20 protein-coding genes and 2 pseudogenes are annotated in these 19,655 nt (G+C 42.9%); 10 read left to right on the forward strand and 12 right to left on the reverse strand.

Going from position 1 to position 19,655, the window contains the following annotated elements:
- Positions 1–91: 91 nt before the first annotated feature.
- Positions 92–2,724: pseudogene (locus HWQ42_RS14045) on the forward strand (CHASE2 domain-containing protein).
- Entirely contained in the window at positions 2,721–4,022 is a 1,302-nt protein-coding gene (locus HWQ42_RS14050; RefSeq protein WP_292812955.1) for a response regulator, read from the forward strand. Before HWQ42_RS14045 ends, HWQ42_RS14050 begins: the two are co-directional and overlap by 4 nt.
- A gap of 649 nt (positions 4,023–4,671) precedes the next feature.
- Here the strand turns inward: HWQ42_RS14050 and HWQ42_RS14055 are convergent.
- Entirely contained in the window at positions 4,672–4,917 is a 246-nt protein-coding gene (locus tag HWQ42_RS14055; protein WP_292812958.1) for a hypothetical protein, read from the reverse strand.
- Complete coding sequence (gene psbN / locus HWQ42_RS14060; protein WP_012410654.1) at positions 4,901–5,032, reverse strand: photosystem II reaction center protein PsbN; 132 nt, start codon at positions 5,030–5,032, stop codon at positions 4,901–4,903. The genes HWQ42_RS14055 and psbN overlap by 17 nt, the downstream gene beginning before the upstream one ends.
- Before the next feature lie 85 nt (positions 5,033–5,117).
- Here psbN and psbH point away from each other — a divergent pair, with 85 nt between their 5' ends.
- The 3 genes from psbH to pth all read left to right on the forward strand — a co-directional run bounded on the left by psbH (position 5,118) and on the right by pth (position 6,507).
- Positions 5,118–5,321 carry a photosystem II reaction center protein PsbH gene (psbH, locus tag HWQ42_RS14065; protein ID WP_094348882.1) on the forward strand — a complete coding sequence of 68 codons (204 nt, stop codon included), beginning with the start codon at positions 5,118–5,120 and terminating at the stop codon, positions 5,319–5,321.
- A gap of 141 nt (positions 5,322–5,462) precedes the next feature.
- The gene (locus HWQ42_RS14070) at positions 5,463–5,735 is read left to right on the forward strand and encodes a TatA/E family twin arginine-targeting protein translocase (RefSeq protein WP_099103129.1); all 273 of its coding nucleotides are present in this window, start codon (positions 5,463–5,465) and stop codon (positions 5,733–5,735) included.
- 130 nt (positions 5,736–5,865) lie between these two features.
- On the forward strand, positions 5,866–6,507 hold the full coding sequence (gene pth, locus HWQ42_RS14075; RefSeq protein ID WP_292741449.1) for an aminoacyl-tRNA hydrolase: 642 nt from the start codon (positions 5,866–5,868) through the stop codon (positions 6,505–6,507).
- A gap of 291 nt (positions 6,508–6,798) precedes the next feature.
- On the opposite strand, the gene rpsU is transcribed toward pth, so the two are convergent.
- Together rpsU and HWQ42_RS14085 are read right to left on the reverse strand one after the other, a co-directional pair.
- A complete protein-coding gene (gene rpsU / locus HWQ42_RS14080; protein ID WP_069073049.1) occupies positions 6,799–6,978 on the reverse strand; it encodes a 30S ribosomal protein S21 in 180 nt (59 codons plus the stop codon).
- 292 nt (positions 6,979–7,270) lie between these two features.
- Positions 7,271–7,615: a hypothetical protein gene (locus tag HWQ42_RS14085; protein WP_292812960.1), complete on the reverse strand. Its 345-nt coding sequence runs from the start codon at positions 7,613–7,615 to the stop codon at positions 7,271–7,273.
- A gap of 378 nt (positions 7,616–7,993) precedes the next feature.
- On the opposite strand from HWQ42_RS14085, the gene HWQ42_RS14090 reads away from it, so the two are divergent.
- Positions 7,994–8,836, forward strand: a complete 843-nt coding sequence (locus HWQ42_RS14090; protein ID WP_292741455.1) for an SPFH domain-containing protein — start codon at positions 7,994–7,996, stop codon at positions 8,834–8,836.
- Here HWQ42_RS14090 and folP read toward each other — a convergent pair.
- Positions 8,833–9,693 (reverse strand): dihydropteroate synthase, encoded by an 861-nt coding sequence (folP, locus tag HWQ42_RS14095; protein ID WP_292812963.1) that lies wholly within the window; start codon positions 9,691–9,693, stop codon positions 8,833–8,835. The two genes, HWQ42_RS14090 and folP, sit on opposite strands and share 4 nt — an antisense overlap.
- Positions 9,694–9,745: 52 nt before the next feature.
- Positions 9,746–10,477 (reverse strand): triose-phosphate isomerase, encoded by a 732-nt coding sequence (gene tpiA / locus HWQ42_RS14100; protein WP_292741560.1) that lies wholly within the window; start codon positions 10,475–10,477, stop codon positions 9,746–9,748.
- Positions 10,478–10,706: 229 nt separating this feature from the next.
- Here tpiA and HWQ42_RS14105 point away from each other — a divergent pair, with 229 nt between their 5' ends.
- Entirely contained in the window at positions 10,707–12,188 is a 1,482-nt protein-coding gene (locus HWQ42_RS14105) for a GTP-binding protein (RefSeq protein WP_292812965.1), read from the forward strand.
- 64 nt (positions 12,189–12,252) lie between these two features.
- On the opposite strand, the pseudogene HWQ42_RS14110 reads toward HWQ42_RS14105, so the two are convergent.
- From HWQ42_RS14110 to hisF, 3 genes and pseudogenes are all read right to left on the reverse strand, one after another.
- Positions 12,253–12,360: pseudogene (locus tag HWQ42_RS14110) on the reverse strand (IS5/IS1182 family transposase); the annotation flags it as partial.
- A gap of 296 nt (positions 12,361–12,656) precedes the next feature.
- Positions 12,657–12,848, reverse strand: coding sequence for a hypothetical protein (locus tag HWQ42_RS14115; protein WP_094348875.1), 192 nt, complete (start codon positions 12,846–12,848; stop codon positions 12,657–12,659).
- A gap of 99 nt (positions 12,849–12,947) precedes the next feature.
- Entirely contained in the window at positions 12,948–13,721 is a 774-nt protein-coding gene (hisF, locus tag HWQ42_RS14120; protein WP_292741463.1) for an imidazole glycerol phosphate synthase subunit HisF, read from the reverse strand.
- Between the two features lie 188 nt (positions 13,722–13,909).
- On the opposite strand from hisF, the gene ruvB reads away from it, so the two are divergent.
- Both ruvB and HWQ42_RS14130 read left to right on the forward strand, forming a co-directional pair.
- Positions 13,910–15,010 carry a Holliday junction branch migration DNA helicase RuvB gene (gene ruvB, locus HWQ42_RS14125; protein WP_292812968.1) on the forward strand — a complete coding sequence of 367 codons (1,101 nt, stop codon included), beginning with the start codon at positions 13,910–13,912 and terminating at the stop codon, positions 15,008–15,010.
- A gap of 192 nt (positions 15,011–15,202) precedes the next feature.
- On the forward strand, positions 15,203–16,006 hold the full coding sequence (locus HWQ42_RS14130; protein ID WP_292812970.1) for a tetratricopeptide repeat protein: 804 nt from the start codon (positions 15,203–15,205) through the stop codon (positions 16,004–16,006).
- Positions 16,007–16,032: 26 nt separating this feature from the next.
- On the opposite strand, the gene HWQ42_RS14135 is transcribed toward HWQ42_RS14130, so the two are convergent.
- Together HWQ42_RS14135 and HWQ42_RS14140 are read right to left on the reverse strand one after the other, a co-directional pair.
- Positions 16,033–16,836: a TIGR01548 family HAD-type hydrolase gene (locus HWQ42_RS14135; RefSeq protein WP_292812974.1), complete on the reverse strand. Its 804-nt coding sequence runs from the start codon at positions 16,834–16,836 to the stop codon at positions 16,033–16,035.
- Between the two features lie 40 nt (positions 16,837–16,876).
- Positions 16,877–17,347, reverse strand: coding sequence for a DUF29 domain-containing protein (locus tag HWQ42_RS14140; RefSeq protein WP_292812977.1), 471 nt, complete (start codon positions 17,345–17,347; stop codon positions 16,877–16,879).
- 136 nt (positions 17,348–17,483) lie between these two features.
- Between HWQ42_RS14140 and HWQ42_RS14145 the strand changes: the two genes are divergently transcribed.
- A complete protein-coding gene (locus HWQ42_RS14145; RefSeq protein WP_013190996.1) occupies positions 17,484–17,783 on the forward strand; it encodes a 30S ribosomal protein PSRP-3 in 300 nt (99 codons plus the stop codon).
- A 10-nt stretch (positions 17,784–17,793) separates the two neighbouring features.
- On the opposite strand, the gene HWQ42_RS14150 is transcribed toward HWQ42_RS14145, so the two are convergent.
- A complete protein-coding gene (locus HWQ42_RS14150; protein WP_292812980.1) occupies positions 17,794–19,575 on the reverse strand; it encodes a serine/threonine-protein kinase in 1,782 nt (593 codons plus the stop codon).
- Between the last annotated feature and the right edge of the window lie 80 nt (positions 19,576–19,655).

Here is a 19,655-nt window from a genome sequence, read left to right on the forward strand (position 1 = left end):
TCTTTTTCCTTCCACCCAGTCCCCAATTATCCCTTATCCCCTTGAGGGGCACCACCTTCCCCAATCCCAACCCCCATTGTATGGCACAAATATGTGGCGCAGATTCCAGGCTTTTATCCAACATACTCGCAGCGTTTTAATTATTACTCCCAGCGTTGCCTTGACAGTTATAGTTGGGCAATCGTTGGGACTTTTCAATTTACCGGAATGGAAAATTCGCGACGAATGGGTTCGTCAGCGATCTTCAGAGGCGATGCCTATGGCGGGCTACGCCTACGCAGATGAGATTGTGATTGTTACAATTGATGAGCGCGATATCCAATCAGTACGTAAATGGCCAGTTCCAGACTGGGCGCTGGCACGATTACTAGAAAAAATCCGGGCGCAGCAGCCGAGAGCCATTGGCTTGGATCTCTATCGAGATTTACCCGAAGGAAGCGGACACGAGCAACTTGTTCAAGTCTTTCGCAATACTCCCAATTTAATCGGAGTTGAGAAAATTACCGGTGAACGCGTCAATCCTCCACCGGAATTGAAAAAAAAGGATCAAGTAGGATTAGCAGATTTAGTCTTGGATGGCGATCGCTTTGTACGTCGTGCCCTCCTAACAGCTGAAGATGCTAAAGAGCAAAACACTATTAAAGCTGGACTGGCAACCCTAGTAGCTCTAAAGTACCTCGAAGCTGAAAAAATTAGCTTAGAAAGCATTGACCCCCAACAGCAAAAGTTTCAGTTGGGTAAGGAAATTTACTTACCACTGCAAAATCAAGAAGCAGGTTATACCGATGCCGATTTAGGAGGCTATCAAATTCTGCTCAATTGGCATGGTTCAGAAGCCGTTATTTATCACTCTGGATTGTTTTGTCGTCTGTCATTGGTTCTACAGGCAGTTGGTTGTTATCTAATAGCAAGCTGCGGATTCCCGGCGGCAAAATTCTTTGGGCAACTGTAGGCATCAGTGGAGCCTGTATATGGGGTGGCTATGGGATGTTTTTGTATGGTGTTTTAATTCCGGTAACACCCACTTTAGCGGCGTTTATCGGTAGTGTGATTGCAACAACTAATGCCTATAAACAGAGGAAGTTAGAAGAAACAAATCGTCAACTGGAAATTGCCAACAGTCAACTATTGGATTATTCCAAAACCCTAGAGACAAAAGTCGAAGAACGAACTCATGAATTAGTGGAGGCAAAGCAAGCTGCCGATGCTGCCAATCAGGCCAAGAGTGAGTTTCTCGCCAATATGAGCCACGAACTACGCACACCTCTTAATGGCATCCTTGGTTTTGCCCAGGTACTAGAAGGATCGCCAAACATGACAGCTAAAAACCTCGAAGGGGTTAGCATTATCTACCAATGCGGTTCGCATCTTTTGATGCTGATCAATGACATTCTCGATCTCTCAAAGATAGAAGCGAGGAAATTGGATTTGGTTGTCACTAGTGTGCATCTGCCCAGTTTCTTACATGGTGTAACAGAGATTTGTGGTATCCGGGCTGAACAGAAAGGGATTAGATTTAATATCTTAATTAGCGATCGCCTACCACTTGCCGTTGAAGTTGATGAAAAACGGCTGCGGCAAGTGTTAATTAACTTGCTGGGCAACGCAATCAAATTTACAGATAGCGGTAGTGTAACGTTCAAAGTGGAAGTCATTAGTCAAGAGTCTAAACAAACGACGCCACTTGCTTCACTTGGGGAGACCCCAAGACCGCAGTGGCTCACCAATGACAATGGACAAATGACACATCAAAAGATTCGTTTTCAAATTGAAGATACGGGTATTGGGATGTTACCAGACCAACTTGAGAAAATCTTTTTGCCCTTTGAGCAAGTGGGTGAAGCAGGACAACGATCTGAAGGTACTGGCTTGGGATTGGCCATTAGCCAAAGAATTGCGGCATTGATGGGGAGCCAAATTCAGGTGCAAAGCCACCTGGGTGAAGGAAGTCTGTTTTGGCTGGATTTGACAGTATCAGTACCACTCGATGTCTACGACGGGCTACGCCTACATGATTGGCGTGGAGGAGCGATGTCTAAGACAGATTACAACCCAACTCCCCAGAAAATTACTGGGATTCAGGGTAGTGCGCCTCAGATTCTGATTGTTGATGACGATCGCAACCACTGTTCTATGTTAACCAGTCTGCTGCAAGAAATTGGCTGTCAAACCCTAGAAGCGACCGATGGCAAACATGGGCTACAGATAGCAATTGAACACAATCCAGATGTGATTCTGCTTGATTTAGCCATGCCGAATATGGATGGTTTTGAGCTAATGGTTCACCTGCAAGAGAATCCGCAAACCCGTTCTATTCCTATTATTGTCTCTAGTGCCAGCGTTTTTGAGTCAAATCGCCAGCGGAGTTTAGAAGCAGGGGCAACAGCCTTTCTAGCCAAACCTCTCCAGATTGAGGAACTACTCAATAGACTGCGATCGCTGTTGGGGGTGGAATGGATATATGCCGAATCTTCGCCTCCCAAAGGCGAGCAGATCGCTAGTAGTGAATGGATTCTACCATCCCAAGAAGTTTTGCAACAACTCTATCATTTAGCAATGATGGGAGATATCTCGGCGATTGAGGGAATGTTAAGAGAACTAATTGAGCAAAATAATCAACTAGCTCCCTTCGCGGCAGAGTTAAGCAAACTCACTGCCAATTTCCAAACCGGAAAAATCCGTAAGTTACTCAAATCATTTGTTACAACGGAGTTACATCCATGATCGCTGTTCCTATCTCGAAACCCATACATATTTTATTAGTGGATGACAATCCAAACAATCTCAAGGTGCTAGCGGAAGCGATTCACAAGTGTGGCTGGAAAGCCCTGATGGCAACAGATGGGGAGTCAGCGATCGAACAAACAGAATATGCTCATCCCGATCTCATACTCTTGGATGTAATGATGGCAGGTATTGATGGATTTGAAACTTGTCGGAGACTGAAAATCAATCCCATCACTGAGAATATTCCGGTGATTTTCATGACTGCCCTATCCGATTCTACAGACAAGGTGGCTGGACTGGAAATAGGTGCGGTTGACTATATTACCAAACCCTTTCAACATGAAGAAGTCATTGCCCGTTTAAAGTTACACCTCAAAATTTCCCATCTCACCCGCACATTAGAAGAACGTGTGCAAGAACGCACCGCAGAATTAACTCAATCTCTACAACAGTTACAGCAAACCCAACTACAAATGATCCAGAGTGAGAAAATGTCCACATTAGGGCAGTTGGTTGCAGGTATTGGTCATGAAATTAATAATCCGGTTGGTTTCGTTGGCGGAAATTTATCTTATATTGAAGAACATGTAAATAATCTACTTCGCCTGGTGAGCCTGCAACAGGAGAAGCTAACGCAGTCAGACTCGGAAATTCAAGAGCTTCTTGAAGAAATTGACTTGGAGTATCTGGCACAGGATCTGCCGAAACTACTGGCATCAATGCACCAAGGCATTACCCGTCTGAAAGATATCAGTCTCTCTCTGAGAACTTTTACTCGCGCAGATATTTCATCTCAGATAAAGTTTCAGATTCACGAAGGAATCGATAGCACCTTAATGCTGTTGAAACATCGACTCAAAGGCAATGGCGATCGCACTAAAATCCAGGTTGTCACACAATACGGTGAGTTACCTCCAATCAGTTGCTATCCCGGACAACTGAACCAGGTGTTCATGAATATCATCGCCAATGCCATTGATGCATTTGATGAACTCCATCAAAAAAATTCCAATCAAGATATTACTGCTGTCCCGAGTATAATCACCATTACCACATCGCTCGATCCTCAACAACAAACTGTCACAATTTGTATCCAAGATAATGGCCCTGGTATGCTTACTGAGGTGCAATCTCGAATTTTTGAGCAATCTTTCACAACCAAGGCTGTGGGCAAGGGAACCGGGCTGGGATTAGCCATTAGCTACCAAATTATTGTTGACAAACACAACGGACAAGTCAACTGCTTATCAATACCTGGTGAGGGGACAAAATTTATTATTACTCTACCCATGTAACTGAATATACATGATTTTTAACAGTAATTCTGCAACTCAACATAACTATACTTGATTTAGCCTATAACCTGAGTAAAACCAGATTTACTTCTCTGTAGATTTACTTTACGAATCAGCTCTAAAGGTTGCACCTGATTTTATTAATTATTTGGAAGTATATATAGGAATCATATTTGATTTCTGAAAAAATCTAAGTATTTGTAGGGTGTGTTAGTGAAGCGTAACGCACCCTACGTATATTTCAAAAATCAAATACTAGTCCTATAGCAGTCCTAAATCATTTGTGAAAACTTCTCTTTCTTTTCTTGGCGCTCTTGGCGTCTTGGCGATTCGTTAATTTTCACAACTCAAATAGGATTGCTATACAACAAATAAATTATCCAATCTTGTCAGATTGACTGAAAAGCCCGCCTTTGGCTACAGTTGGGCGAGACGCCCAGCCCACAAGAGTTAATTGGATATTTTTTGATTTGGAAGTCCCTTAACCAATGCAAGAGCAAGGCGATCGCTCTAAATAAATCAAAAACCCTCCTAAAAAACTTTTCAAGAGGGTTTGTGTAATTACTTATTGTAGTAGTGACAAAAAGTTCCCTCAGTAAATTGTTTGTTCCGTTAGGTAGTGCCAATTTAACCATCAGAACCCCAGGTTCTAGCCACTGTCACTTAAAAACTCGGCAGGGTAACTCTGATATCGGGTGTTTAAGATATGCCCCAACATCCACTGTAGGTCACTTTTCTTGGTAGCGCCGTTACCACCCATAACAGTAGTACTATTGCGCTCTGTTCCCAGTTTCACTCTGTAAGAATCGAGCTTACTCGGTGTGGGCAGATAAAGAGTCAAGCATGAACCTTGCTGGTAGGACTTACAACGAATCGCACTAATCTTCGTGGTCATCAAACGGATCGTTCAATTCCTTGCTAGGAGGGCCAAAGGAGGTATAGATCGAAATTCCAGTGATGGCAACTACGACGGCAGCCATAGAAATGCTAAGAACTATTGCGGGTTCCATAATTGAGAGATAGATGATGAGTGCTATTCTTATAGAATATTACAGAAGATTAAAAAAAGCTTTGGCAAGTAATCTTAGGTGGACTATGGCACAAAGGACTAGGTTGGGAGATATCCTGAAACCACTGAACTCTGAGTATGGGAAAGTGGCTCCAGGTTGGGGTACTACCCCTGTGATGGCTGTTTTTATGGCGCTATTTTTCGTGTTTCTGCTGATTATTCTGCAACTTTACAATAAATCACTGTTGGTTCAGGATGTATTTGTCGATTGGCGCAGCTTAGGACGCTAACGCATACACAGCGAGTGAGTTTGGATAACAAGTTAAGTTACACCCGGTTCTTCCGGGTTTTTTTGTGAGTTGCGATTTCCGACTAGACTAACTATATATGTGAGTTTCTGTAGTGGTTCTAAAGTTTACAGGAGACAAAAAATGAATATATTTGGTATCGGTCTGCCGGAAATGGCTGTAATTATGGTAGTAGCGCTGTTAATCTTTGGCCCAAAAAAGCTACCAGAGATCGGTCGGAGTGTGGGCAAAACAATTCGTAGTTTCCAAGAAGCCTCTAAGGAGTTTCAAAACGAGTTTCAAAAAGAAGCAGAACAGTTAGAAGAAGTTGTCAAGACTACTGCTGAATTGGAACCTAAGCAAATCCACCCTGCTAAATCTGAGCAGGATACCGCTAGTTCTTCCCAACCTAGCTAGTAGTCTGTCAAGTTCGTAGTAAGGACTCTAGTCCTGGATTTTAAACACTGAAGTGCTTACTACGAACTCCCCAAAATTAATCAGACAGACTATATAGAAGAGTGCTGCATATCAATTGACTCTAGGCAAAATGACAGAAGCTGTTACGCAACCAGCTTTGGTAATTCCCCAACTAATCGTCGGATTAGGGAATCCAGAAGCTAAATATGACCAAACACGCCATAATATCGGTTTTGCTGCTTTAGAAACTCTCTCCCGTTCTTGGCGCATTTCCTTAGCAGAAAACCGGAAGTTTCAGGGTGAGTATGGCGAGGGTATAGCCCCAGGTGGAGGTAAGATTCGCTTGCTAAAGCCGTTAACTTATATGAATCGCTCAGGGCAAGCAATACAAGCGGTGACAAGTTGGTATAAATTGCCGCCTGAGTCAGTGTTGATCGTTTATGACGATATGGATTTGCCCTTGGGAAAAACTCGTTTGCGTTTATCTGGTTCATCTGGGGGACATAACGGCATGAAAAGTGCGATCGCACATCTTAATACCCAAAACTTTCCCCGTTTGCGAATCGGTATTGGTAAACCCAAAGATGCAGCTAATAAGGATGATTCTGGTGCTGTCTCTCATGTGCTGGGGCGATTTTCTGCTGCCGAAAATCAGCAGATGTCTCTTGTACTTCAGTTCATAGTTGAGTGTATTGAACTAAGTCTCAAGCAGGGAGTAGAAAAGGCGATGAATGTTTGTAATAGCCGCACCATTAATAATTCTGAGTCTTAGGGCTGCATGAATACTGTCCTATCAGCTGATTAAAGAAAGCTAACCGATGTTTAAAGGCGCTTATTTTGGTTGATGGGTAGCGATTTTAGCTTGCTCCATCCAACCAAGATAAAGCCTCTAACGCTCTCTACATATAGTAAAAGTAACTCATCTACACCCTAATTAGCGGTGCGGCAGACTTTGCTTAATGTTTGTATGAATAATGGCGATGTCTACGATGGGCTACGCCTACGCGCTGTTGCTTGTTTTCGGTCATAACCTTAAGCAACGCCGGTATCACACCAAATTGGTTTATTTAAAACGTCTTGTGCGTCTAGCTGCCACTGCCTTACGTTTGCGTTTTTCTATCGGTGTTTCAAAGTGCCGATGATATTTCACATCAGCTAATATCCCAGCTTTGGAAACCTGGCGTTTAAACCGACGCAAAGCTGAGTCTATTCCTTCGTTCTCTCCTAGAACCACCTGGGTCATTCTTCCCTTTTCCTCATCATCAATAGTTTCCATTCTAATATTACCCTCAACCTTAGTAAAACCCCTCTGAGCTAAAGTCATGATTAAGAGGCTATTCGTCCGGCTGACGAGGGTTACGTGTGCTTCTGTATTGTGAAATCGTTACTTAACTAAAAGTTAATCTAAGTTCCCTAATGCACTCTTAGAACCAATAAAGAAGATGGGGAAATTATGATGCTAAATTTTTCTGACTGTACTCTCAATGGGTAAATAATGTAATCTTAGTTACTAAGATACATAATGAAAACAGATTTTAAAAGTTGATTCTGCCCTCATTTAGTAATTTATATCCAGTTGCTAATGCTGTAAAAGCAATTATGAAATTCCATAGGCTAGTTGGCTTTAAAATAACTCCACCGCTTAAGAAAATTAATACTACGCCAATGCCGAGAAAAATCCATCCTAAGTTACCAGTTTCTCTCCGAAAAAAGACTAATGCAAATATACCTATCATCGTTGCCAAAACTGAAGCTGTAGCAGGTAAGCTCCGATAAAAATATGAATAGTAACCGCTAACAAATATGATGTTTTGACCAAAAAAGTATAATCCTGTGAAAAGTAGAATTAAACCTATAAGTTTGATTAACAACCTGCCCATAATATTTTGATATTTTTAATGGCCCAAGCCAATTTTTATCCGATTATAGTGGGGTTTTTAAAATCTTGCCAAATTTTACCTTAATTTGATTAGCTTGCGTAAATATACTTAAAAAAATTCAGGCTGTCTGAAAATGCCAGTACAAGTAATGTTGATTACATCAAGTAGTCCTTGCCAGCGTTTTATCAAGGTGCTTTAATAGCGATCGCATTCCGCAAAATAGTTTTTACTTACAAAATATGTACAAAACGTGCAGCGACTCGACATCGCTGCCGATGTTGATAAAATTACAGACTCAAAACATTAAACTCAAAGATATGACAAGCTAGTAGCATATCTTTGACACTAAATTCTCCCCAAAGCTGAATAGGAGCATACATGGAGCCAATTATTGCTATAGTTTTAGCCCTTATAGGTTATGCATTAGGTTCTGCAAAACTGATTAATCAAGGAAATGAAGCCTTAGTCGAACGCTTAGGGCGGTATCATCGAAAACTTAAGCCGGGGCTGAACTTTATTGTTCCCTTGGTCGATCAGATTGTGATGGAAGATACTACACGAGAGCAGTATACAGACATCAAACCTCAGAATGTGATCACCCAAGATAATATTTACGTAGAAGTGGATGCTATTGTATACTGGCGCATTCGAGATATTGAGAGAAGCTTTTACGCGATTGAGGATCTGCAAGGGGCATTAACACAGATAACCACAACTACGCTCCGAGAAATCATTGCCCAAAATACCCTAGAGCAGACCAACGTCTCTAGAGCAGAGATGGACTCAGCTATTTTAGATCAGTTGAATCATGTAACGGCAGATTGGGGAGTTGAGATTCTCCGGTTAGATATTCAGAGAATTACCCTACCTGAGAGTGTGCGAAAGTCTAGGGAAGAGGAACAAGCCGCCGTCATCAAAAAACGGGCATTGATTACCGAAGCAGAAGGGGAAAAGGAAGCTGCGATTAAGAAAGCAGAAGGAACTATGGCTTCAGTGCAAATCATTTCTCAAGCTCTCCGTGCCAATCCCGATAGTAGAGACATTCTGCGGTATCTCGTGGCTCAAGATTATGTAGATGCTAGCCAAAAACTTGGTGAGAGCAATAACGCCAAAATTGTCTTTGTAGACCCGGCTAACTCAAGTGAAATGTTTCAGGAGTTGATAGCCGAGTCGGTAACTCAAGAAGGTAACGGCAAAAAAATCGAAGAACGGAATACTTAAGAGTCACGCTGTCTAGCTTGTCTCAATAAGGCATCGGCTACTAGTGAAACATCGCGCATTTCTTGAACATCGTGAACTCGGAGGATATCAGCGCCATTAAAAATAGCAGCACAACAAGCTGCTGCCGTTCCCCAAACTCGTGCTTTGGGATCTGGTTGATTTAAAATGCGACCAATAAAACTTTTACGAGATGCTCCTACCAAGATAGGACAGTTGAGTGGTGCGAGCGATCGCAAACTGCGAAAAATTTCTAAATTTTGCTCATAGTTTTTAGCAAAACCAATACCAGGATCGATAATAATTTTATCCAGGTCAATGCCCGCAGAAGTTGCTGCCTCAATTTGCCGAGCCAAAAAATTATAAATCTCACCGAGCAAATCTTGATAATCGGTCTGTTGTTGCATTGTCTGTGGTGTTCCCCGGATGTGCATTAAAATCATCGGCACACCTAACTCTGCGACTGTTGCCAACATTTCTGAGTCAAAAGTGCCGCCAGAAATATCATTAATAATATCTGCTCCAGCTTCTACAGATGCCTTGGCGACAGCAGCACGGGTTGTATCTACAGAAATCGGGACTGAAATCTCTGGTCTTAGCACCTGTAATACCGATAGTACCCGGTCAAGTTCCTCCATCAGAGTTATTTGCTTTGCCCCTGGTCGAGTTGATTGACCGCCCACATCGATGATGTCAGCACCAGCAGCCACCAGTGCTTGCGCCTGTACTAAAGCAGCTGAGGAAGTGTTAAACTCACCCCCATCACTAAAGCTATCAGGCGTTACATTTAAAATGCCCATCAAATAAGTCCGCTGTCCCCAATCGAAACAGCGTCCTCGAATTATCAAGTTCCTTGGCATAAATCTACATTAGGCATTCCCATGCTCTGCATGGGAACGAGAAAAAAGCACATCACACTGACTTAAAATTCACAATCCGAGCGAAACTCTCAGGTTCTAGACTTGCTCCTCCCACGAGGACACCATCAATTTCTGGTTGAGCCATAATCTCATCAATATTATTCGGCTTGACTGAACCGCCATATTGAATTGATACATTTGGATTAGTCAACTTGCTACGAATTAAGCCAATTATTCGATTAGCTTCCTCTACTTCACAAGTGTCACCAGTACCAATGGCCCAAATCGGTTCATAGGCAATCACCAAATTATCCTGATCGATATCTACCAAGGCTTTGTCGAGTTGGAGAGCAATCAGTGATTCAGCTTCTCCCGCATCTCGTTGTTGTTTACTTTCGCCAACACAGAGAATTGGAGTCAAACCAAACCTTTGAGCAGTTCGGAGGCGCAGATTAACGGTGGCGTCCGTTTCCCCAAAGTATTGCCGTCGTTCGCTATGACCGACAATCACAAAGCGCACACCACTTTCTGTCAGCATCGGGCCAGAAATCTCACCCGTATAGGCTCCATATTCTTCCCAATGGATATTTTGTGCCCCCAGTTGGATGAGGCTACCGTGCAAGGTCTTGGACAAAACACTTAAATCAGTGAAAGGAGGACACAATATCACTTCTCGCCCTTCGGGGGTTTCCTCTAAGTGGGGCAGAAATCCTTGTAAAAACTCCTGGGTTTCTGACTGGGTTTTGAACATTTTCCAGTTGCCGGCAATAACGATTTTCCGCACAGGTAATTTAGTCAAGATCCTAACGCGTTATATTTAGATGCATTTTTCAGTTTATGACTTTTTGTTAGCCATTGGTCATTAGTCATTGGTCATTGGGCAGAAGAGGCAGAGGGGAAAACTTACTGCAACTTCTCCTCTGCTCCCTAATCTCCACAAACCTCTGTTAAAAATAACTAGGATAAGAGACAGGGCTAATTTAAAAATCCCAAATTTCAAATCTCAAATTGATATGACCTCGACATTGCCCGTGCCTGAACCTCATCAAAGCGATTCCGCTAACACTAACGTAAATTCTCTCAGCTGGGAGGAAGAACTGGATAGTGCTATTTTTAGTTTTGAAGACATTCAGACGGAACTGAACTATAAACAAGCACAAACAGCGTTGCGAAACTTAGTAGCTAATCTCGACCTTACTCCCCAGGAAAAAACCGGGTTAGAGAGGGAAATTGCTGATTTGGAAACCATGCTGGGAAAGTTAGACCGCATGGTAGTGCAGATTGCGACTTTTGGCATGGTGGGACGTGGTAAGTCTTCTCTACTCAATTCTTTGGTTGGGCAAACGGTATTTGAAACTGGGCCGCTACACGGTGTCACCCGTACTGCTCAAACAGTTAATTGGAGTATTAGTGAGGAGATGATTGGGGAAACTGAACGTGCTTTGCGAGTAACTCTCCCTGGTGTAGGTCAATCTCAGGTGGAATTAATTGATACTCCTGGATTAGACGAAGTAGATGGTGCAACCCGCGCCGCTTTAGCTGAACAGATTGCCAAACAAGCAGATTTGATTCTATTTGTGATATCTGGTGATATGACAAAGTTAGAATACGCCGCCCTTTCGCAGTTGCGAGAAGCAGGTAAACCGATCATTCTGGTGTTTAACAAAGTAGATCAGTATCCAGAAGCAGACCGGATGGCAATTTATCACAAAATCCGGGATGAAAGGGTACGGGAATTACTCACACCTCTAGAAATTGTCATGGCTGCGGCATCGCCATTGGTGAAGACGGCGATTCGTCGCCCTGATGGTACTAGGGGCATACAGTTGCGTACAGGAAATGCCCAAGTCGAGGAACTGAAGCTGAAAATATTGGAAATTCTGCATCGTGAGGGTAAAGCCTTGGTTGCCCTAAATACCATGCTTTATGCCGACATTGTAAATGAGCAGTTGATAGAACGAAAACTGATGATTCGGGAACAGAATGCCAATCAGTTGATTTGGAAGGCTGTGATGACTAAAGCATTAGCGATCGCACTCAATCCTGTAACTGTGGTAGATATTCTGAGTAGTGTGGTAATTGATATTGCTCTGATTTTGGGTTTATCTAAACTCTATGGCTTCTCTATGACCGAGGCTGGGGCTGTACAATTGCTACAAAAAATCGCCTTGAGTATGGGCGGTATCGGTGCTAGTGAATTGTTAGCAAATTTAGGCTTGAGTGGATTAAAAACTTTACTTGGGATCTCTGCAACAGCTACGGGTGGCATTGCACTAGGCCCTTATATATCGGTAGCAATTACCCAAGGAGGAGTCGCTGGTGTTTCTTCTTACGGTATTGGACAAGTTACCAAAGTTTATTTAGCCAATGGCGCAACTTGGGGGCCTGATGGGCCGAAAGCAGTAATTAATCGGATTTTAGCAAACTTGGATGAGACTTCAATTCTTAACCGGATTAAAGATGAATTACTCCACAAAGTAAAACTGAAAAAGTGATGCATCAATAAGCTTTGGTTAGCCATATTTATCCTTAAAGCTAGCTGATTCGTCAAGAAAAGCTTTAGGGTGCCATTCGTTTTACCATCAGACGAATCAATGAGCCATAAATTATTGCGTCACTTAGCTTTGTGTACAACTCATAATCCTTACCCAAACGCTGAAATCGATTGCGGCATCTAATTTGTGAATGTACAGGTGCGCTACCAACTGTGCTATAAGCCCTTAGAGGATGTTTTAAAAGGGTCTTTTGCTCTGATAATTAGCACAGCCAAGCATTTAAGTATATGGCGAAAACCTTAGTTTTTCGTTGCACTTACCGTACTCTAGAAGGCAAAAATTATACTTTTAGTACTTTGAAAACATCCTCTTAAAATAAACTATATATAATTGCTTAGTTATTATTACTTTGTCAAACTTTTTATAGGAGACTAAATTTTAAATATCTCCTCTGGTACTCAGCACTCTCTAGGATACTTGCAACAAATAGGTCATACAATGACCCATCAAAAAGTAGACTACTAACATGGCAGCAGCAGCAAGAGCAACCAAGGTACCAGCTAACATTAGAGAAAATTCTTTACTCTCGTAGGCTTTTTCCATTAAGTGCAGCGACCACGCTACCAGGGCTACATCAAAAAGTAAAATAGGAAGCAGCATATTTCTTAATATTTGTTAATACTTGTAAAATAATATTAACACCCTTTTCAGGAAGTGTGCCTAACCTTAGATGGATGTCATTAAATGAGAAATGGTGGATCAAGATAATGTTCTGACTGGCACGTTGCGATCGCGCAAGTAACTTTTAATTTCTGCTACGCTTAATTGTCCGTAATGTAACAGTGATGCGAGTAATGCGGCTTCAGCTTTGCCTTCAGTTAGGGCAGTGTAGATATGTTCACAATTACCTGCACCACCAGAAGCAATAACTGGAATTTCTACAGCATCGGCAATTGCGCGTGTGATCTCAATGTCATACCCAGCTTGGGTTCCATCAGCATCCATACTTGTGACTAGCAGTTCTCCGGCCCCCCGTTTTTCAACTTCTTGTGCCCACAATAGGGCATCTAAGCCTGTATTTTCTCTGCCACCCCGCACATACACATCCCAACCTGGATTTTCCGGGTTATTTCTGCGTCTGGCATCAATAGCAACAACTATGCACTGATTACCAAAGCGATCGCTAGCCCGATTAATCAAGTCTGGATCGCGCACCGCCGCAGAATTAATACTAACCTTATCTGCGCCGGCTCGTAACAAAGCTTTAACATTTTCTAAGGATTGAATGCCACCACCTACAGTCAATGGAATAAAGACCTGTTCAGCAGTGCGGTACACCACATCTATAATTGTAGCTCGATCTTCATGAGTAGCTGTAATATCCAGAAATACTAATTCATCAGCACCGGCTTCGTTGTAAACCTTGGCCAGTTCTACCGGATCGCCTGCATCTTGGAGATTAACAAAGTTAACTCCTTTTACAACCCGTCCCGCCTTCACATCTAAGCACGGTAAGATTCTTTTAGATAACATAATAACTTTTGTACTTCTGGGTAATTGACCGGAATTTAAATTTTAAATTGGCGCGGGTATTCTCAAACTAAAATTTTCATGGGTATTGAGTATGGGGCATTGGGCATTGGTTCTTCTTTCTCCCCCTGCCTCCACTGCCCCCCCTGTCTCCCCCACTTCCTAGTCCCTTAAAAATAGATAGCTGAATTATGGCGATAATTTCATCGAAAAAACAGCCTCCAGAACCCAACGGAGAACCAAAACAGCGTCGAGAGTCGGCGAAAGCACCATCCACAGAAAATATTTTGAAGCCTGAAGCTGCTATTGATGAGCAAGAACAGCAAGAAGAAGGTATTCGACCACACCGATTTGCTGATTACATCGGGCAAAAAGATTTAAAGGATGTGCTAGATATTGCCATCAAAGCAGCAAAGTCTCGTGGTGAGGTACTGGATCACTTGTTGCTATATGGGCCGCCGGGATTGGGAAAAACCACAATGGCAATGATTTTAGCATCGGAAATGGGGGTAAATTACAAAATTACCAGTGCGCCAGCCCTAGAACGTCCACGGGATATTGTCGGGCTACTGGTGAACATGAAACCAGGAGATATTTTATTTGTCGATGAAATTCATCGCCTCTCGCGGATGACAGAGGAAATTCTCTACCCAGCGATGGAAGATTATCGCTTAGATATTACTATTGGTAAGGGTTCCAGCGCTCGCATTAGAAGTTTGCCGCTGTCAAAGTTTACTCTAGTGGGAGCTACAACGCGTGTGGGTGCTTTAACTTCACCACTGCGCGATCGCTTCGGTTTAATTCAAAAACTGCGATTTTACGAAGTTGATGAATTGACTCAAATTGTACTGCGAACCGCTCAATTACTCAAAACCCCTGTTACAGAAGATGGAGCCACAGAAATTGCCCGTCGTTCACGCGGAACTCCACGTATTGCGAATAGGCTACTTAAGCGGGTGCGTGATTATGCGGAAGTAAAAATATCTGGGGAGATTAATGAAAGCATCGCATCTGAAGCATTGCACCTATTCCAAGTAGATCCCTGCGGTTTAGATTGGACAGACCGCCAGATGCTGAGTGTAATCATTGAACAATTTAACGGCGGGCCAGTGGGGTTGGAAACAATGGCAGCAGCAACGGGTGAAGATACTCAAACAATTGAAGAGGTGTACGAACCTTATCTCATGCAGATTGGGTATTTAACTAGAACTCATCGCGGCAGGATGGCGACTAAGGCAGCATATAAGCATTTGGGATTCACGCCGCCTAATGAACAGTTGTCATTATTGTAATTATGGGCATGGGGCATTGGGCATTGGGCATTGATACTCACCGACAAGTCTTTGAACTCCGTTAATGAGTCTTTAATACTCGCTGACGAGTCTTTGAACTCCGTTAATGAGTACTTTGACCTCCACTCCTCTGCCCCATACCCAATGCCCCATGCCCAATGCCCCATCTTCAAGATAGACAGGTAAACCTAGATGATTAAGTTGATTGGTATTTTTCTCAGTCTGTTACTTGTGTTTGGCTGGGGTACACCAGTTATGGCACAATCTCAGTCGCCCATTACTCAAGAACAGTTAAAACAAGGTGATGAGTGGGCAAATCAAGCGTTTATAGCGACGAATCAAGGTGACTTTGCGACAGCTGAAACTTACTGGACAAAAATTATTGAGCAATTTCCCACAAATGCAGGGGCCTGGAGTAACCGGGGAAATTCGCGGGTGAGTCAGAATAAGTTACCAGAGGCGCTGGCAGATTATAACAAAGCCATAGAACTAGCGCCAAATGTCACCGATCCATATTTAAATCGGGGGGCGGCGTTAGAAGGGATGGGAAAATGGGACGATGCGATCGCAGATTATAATCATGTTTTAGAACTCGATCCTAACGATGCGATGGCGTATAACAATCGCGGCAATGCCACAGCAGGTTTAGGAAAATGGGAAGATGCGATCGCAGACTACAAAAAATCTAATGAGATAGCCCCAAATTTTGCCTTCGCCCGTGCTAACTACGCCCTTGCTCTGTATGAAACTGGTCAAAAAGAGCAAGCAATCCGCGAGATGCGAAATATCGCCCGTAAATACTCCAAATTTGCTGATGTGCGTGCCGCCCTCACAGCTGCATATTGGGTAAATGGAGAACAAGGTGAAGCCGAAAGTAACTGGGTAGCAGCTTATGGACTTGATAGCCGCTACAAAGATATTGAGTGGGTAAAAAATATCCGGCGTTGGCCTCCCAGCCTAGTTACAGCTTTGGATAAGTTCTTAAAAATCCAGTAATAGCTGGATTCATCTAAAAATACAGATTAATTAGATGAACTTACCAATTCTTGAATCTGCCTTGGGGTTAATTCTTGCACATTACGAAAAACTACAACTGCTCCTGCCGCTATTAGTGTCTCACCATAAGCATCACTACGCGGTGCTGTTTCCTGTACATGGGGCGGTAAAACCCCTACACCAATCCAAGGGCGAGAAGAATTTAGACTCCGCGCTTTCTCGACGGTATACATATCTGCTACCGTATCCCCCACATACACTACAGCTAATTTTTGCTCAATTTCATTATCTAACTCACGAACTGTAGCAAAAAGTCCAGTGGGGTCTGGTTTACCTGGCGCATCTTCCATCGCAATCAACACCGGAGATTCCAAACCCAGGCGTTTTTCTAAGACATAGTTAGCGGAAGCACGAGTTGCACCGCTAAAAAATCCCCAAGCAATCCCTGCTTGGGTAAGTTGTTCTAAGTAGCTAGGTTGTAATAATAAGGGTTCATTACAGATATACCCTGTAAAATTATTTGGATCTGGGCCGCGGTAACGCGATTGAAAAAAAGCAACGATCGCACTGTAATCTAGTTGCAGTTGTTCTCGGCTCTGTTCTTGGGTTTCAAAGTAGCGGTAAATTAATTCCTGCGATGCTTCCCAATCGTTATTCCACACGCCTTCAGACTTCAACTGGTCAATATCCAGTGGGGTTGGACGATATGCTTGGGTGGTAAAATGTTCTACGGTATCTGCGATCGCTCGGCGATAGGAACCGCTAACATCGCGCACAACGCCATCAATATCGAAAACAACGATCGCTTTTACAGAAGTTGGTTGAGTCATGGGGTAGGAAGCAAAAGAGTTTTAAATCATCATAATGCGCTCATGACTCAGGTAAAAAATCGGGGTCGAGGGTTTGCTCTGGCGTGAAGGGAGATTGTTCGGGGAAGGTAGCTAGATGCAATTCAGTTTCATCGGCAGCCAAGAGTCTAGCATCGTCATAACACAGCCCAAAAACCTCAAAGAAATAGGGTTTGAGGCTAGGACTTTCTTCTAGAGCTTCTCTGAGGCATTTGCGATGCTCACGAATTGTTGCTCGCCAACTACCAGAGCGCTTCTCGGCTTGATATTTATACTTCAAGAGGTGCATCAGCACCACTTCTAAATTGCTTCTCAGTGCTTTCTTTTCACTCCTGCCCATTGTTTCAATTTCATCAATCAAATTCTCCAAATCCAGTTCTGTGAGCCGACCTTGCTTGAGCAGTTTTGCTGTGGTTTGAATCCACAGGTAAAAGTCTTGCTCATACAAATCTGAACCAGATGTTGTTTGAGATTGGGGCAGTTGAGCAGTCATAAGCATCTTTCTTAGCGCCGACTACACCTTATGCTAGCCCAATCCAATTACTGTTTGGTCATTTGATAGGGTATTGCGTTAAAATAAGCGATCGCTATCCTTGTTAAATAATGCCCGGAAATTCCCGGAGGTGTGATTGACCAAGTTTATTTTGAAAATTCTGTGGTTAGACGAGAACGTTGCTCTCGCAGTCGATCAAGTTGTAGGCAAAGGCACCAGTCCCTTGACTAAGTACTTTTTTTGGCCCAGAAATGACGCCTGGGAAGAGTTAAAAAAGGAATTAGAGTCCAAACATTGGATTACTGACGTGGATCGTGTCGAGTTGCTTAATAAAGCAACAGAAGTGATTAACTACTGGCAAGAGGAAGGCAGAAACCGTCCAATGGCAGAAGCTCAGTTGAAATTTCCAGAAGTTGCCTTTACAGGTAGCGCTTGATATTACAAAATTAGCTATTGTCCAGTTCTACAAGCTGCCACAGTTTGATAGTCTTGTCCCGGCTGCCGCTTGCAATTAATTGTGTAACTTTGCTCACAGCAACAGCAGATACTGAGTCTATATGACCAGAGAGAGTAACAATCTCTTCTGCTGTGCTTACCCTCCAAAGTTTAACTGTTTTGTCGCAACTTGCACTTAGGAGTGTTTCGCCATCGGCAGTAAAAGCCACAGCCACCACTGACCAAGAATGGCCTACAAGTGTGCAAATTAGCTGACCAGTGTTTACCTCCCACAACTTAATAGTGTTATCATCACTACCCGTCGCCAAAATTTTCCCATCGGGACTAAAAGCGACTGTCAAAACCGCCCATGCATGACCCGAAAGGGTGCTTAACAAGCTATAGCATGGGCGGTTTTGAATTTCTCTCTGGGAACCTTCTATCTGCCACAAGCGAATTGTTCTGTCATAACTAGCGCTAGCTAAAAGCTGTCCTTGGGGACTAAATGCTACTGAATTTACCTGTAATTGGTGTCCAATTATGGTGCAAATTTCTTTACCAGTATAGATATCCCAGAGTTTGATTGTCTTATCCCAGCTACCACTAGCGAGAATCTGCCCATCTGGACTGAAAGCAACTGATTTTACAGCGTGTGCGTGTCCTAACAAGGTGCAGATTTCCTCCAATGTCTCAACCTGCCACAATTTGATAGTTTTATCATCGCTAGCACTTGCCAGAATTTTCCCATCGGGACTGAAGGCAACTGATTTTACAGCTTGGGAATGTCCTGATAAGCTAGCTAGAACTTTTTTGTTATTTAAATCCCACAACTTGATGTTTTTGTCATCACTACCACTGGCTAAAGTGTGACTGTCTGGACTAATGGCAAGGGTATTCACACTACTCAATGTCCCAGAATGCCCAGTTAAGGTATGCAAGCATCGCCAAGGAGGATTTGGTAATTTAAAATTTTGAGTTTTACATTCCATACCCATTGCTTGCATAACTTCATCAGCCGATTGAAAGCGGCGGTTAATAGTCTTTTGCAGCAGCTTGTCGAGGATTTGCGCCAAGCGTAGACTCTTTGAGTCTTGTCGCCAGACATCGCTAACCTTAGTAGTAAGATATTGTTGCCAAACCCAGCAATCGTTAGCAATATCATATAAATCAAAGGGAGGAATCTGGGTAAGTAAGTAAATACAAGTTACACCCAAGCTATATAAATCACTAGCAAAAACGGCTTTTCCCTTTGCTTGTTCTGGTGCAGCGTATTCTGGACTGCCAATACTGGTTTCAAATGTTAGCCGATCAATTTCTGTGACGATTTTCGCAGTGGTAAAATCGACTATAACGAAATCTCCCTTCTTAGTAATTGGGGATCTACGGATGATATTTTGGGGTTTAATATCGCGGTGGATGATGTGGCGATCGCTAATAAACTGGAAAACTGGCAACACATCTTCTAAAAGTTGCCAAATCTGAGTTTCATTAAAAGCGCCTTCTTCTTCAACCATCTGAGCTAAATTAGTGCCTGCAATAAATTCCTGCACTAAATAAAAATGCCCATCCTGCTGAAAATAATTTAATAATGCGGGAATTTGCGGATGCTTTCCTAATTCCTCTAGCTGTTGCGCCTTTTGCTGAAAAGTTTTAAATGTCTCGTATTCCTGCGAGATTTCTTGAACAACGCAAGGAATTGGCGGAAACTGACCCTCATCTACAGCAAGGAAGGTTTTACAGAATCCCCCTTTACCAATCTGCTTGATTAAACGATAACGTTCTTGTAAAAGCAAAATTCCCCTACCTACAAGGTGGGCATTTTGCCCACAATAAGATATTGCCGTTTGTTTTTTATAAGGGCACAACAATGTTA

The organism is Nostoc sp. JL23 (assembly GCF_017115065.1).
In the GTDB taxonomy this organism is placed as follows: Bacteria; Cyanobacteriota; Cyanobacteriia; order Cyanobacteriales; family Nostocaceae; genus Nostoc; species Nostoc punctiforme_A.

Bases quoted from the DNA above. Each gene is read 5' to 3' on its own strand.
- HWQ42_RS14050 (WP_292812955.1), top strand. From the start codon at position 2,721: ATGATCGCTGTTCCTATCTCGAAACCCATACATATTTTATTAGTGGAT.
- HWQ42_RS14055 (WP_292812958.1), bottom strand. From the start codon at position 4,917: ATGACCACGAAGATTAGTGCGATTCGTTGTAAGTCCTACCAGCAAGGT.
- psbN (WP_012410654.1), bottom strand. From the start codon at position 5,032: ATGGAACCCGCAATAGTTCTTAGCATTTCTATGGCTGCCGTCGTAGTT.
- psbH (WP_094348882.1), top strand. From the start codon at position 5,118: ATGGCACAAAGGACTAGGTTGGGAGATATCCTGAAACCACTGAACTCT.
- HWQ42_RS14070 (WP_099103129.1), top strand. From the start codon at position 5,463: ATGAATATATTTGGTATCGGTCTGCCGGAAATGGCTGTAATTATGGTA.
- pth (WP_292741449.1), top strand. From the start codon at position 5,866: ATGACAGAAGCTGTTACGCAACCAGCTTTGGTAATTCCCCAACTAATC.
- rpsU (WP_069073049.1), bottom strand. From the start codon at position 6,978: ATGACCCAGGTGGTTCTAGGAGAGAACGAAGGAATAGACTCAGCTTTG.
- HWQ42_RS14085 (WP_292812960.1), bottom strand. From the start codon at position 7,615: ATGGGCAGGTTGTTAATCAAACTTATAGGTTTAATTCTACTTTTCACA.
- HWQ42_RS14090 (WP_292741455.1), top strand. From the start codon at position 7,994: ATGGAGCCAATTATTGCTATAGTTTTAGCCCTTATAGGTTATGCATTA.
- folP (WP_292812963.1), bottom strand. From the start codon at position 9,693: ATGCCAAGGAACTTGATAATTCGAGGACGCTGTTTCGATTGGGGACAG.
- HWQ42_RS14105 (WP_292812965.1), top strand. From the start codon at position 10,707: ATGACCTCGACATTGCCCGTGCCTGAACCTCATCAAAGCGATTCCGCT.
- HWQ42_RS14115 (WP_094348875.1), bottom strand. From the start codon at position 12,848: ATGCTGCTTCCTATTTTACTTTTTGATGTAGCCCTGGTAGCGTGGTCG.
- hisF (WP_292741463.1), bottom strand. From the start codon at position 13,721: ATGTTATCTAAAAGAATCTTACCGTGCTTAGATGTGAAGGCGGGACGG.
- ruvB (WP_292812968.1), top strand. From the start codon at position 13,910: ATGGCGATAATTTCATCGAAAAAACAGCCTCCAGAACCCAACGGAGAA.
- HWQ42_RS14130 (WP_292812970.1), top strand. From the start codon at position 15,203: ATGATTAAGTTGATTGGTATTTTTCTCAGTCTGTTACTTGTGTTTGGC.
- HWQ42_RS14135 (WP_292812974.1), bottom strand. From the start codon at position 16,836: ATGACTCAACCAACTTCTGTAAAAGCGATCGTTGTTTTCGATATTGAT.
- HWQ42_RS14140 (WP_292812977.1), bottom strand. From the start codon at position 17,347: ATGACTGCTCAACTGCCCCAATCTCAAACAACATCTGGTTCAGATTTG.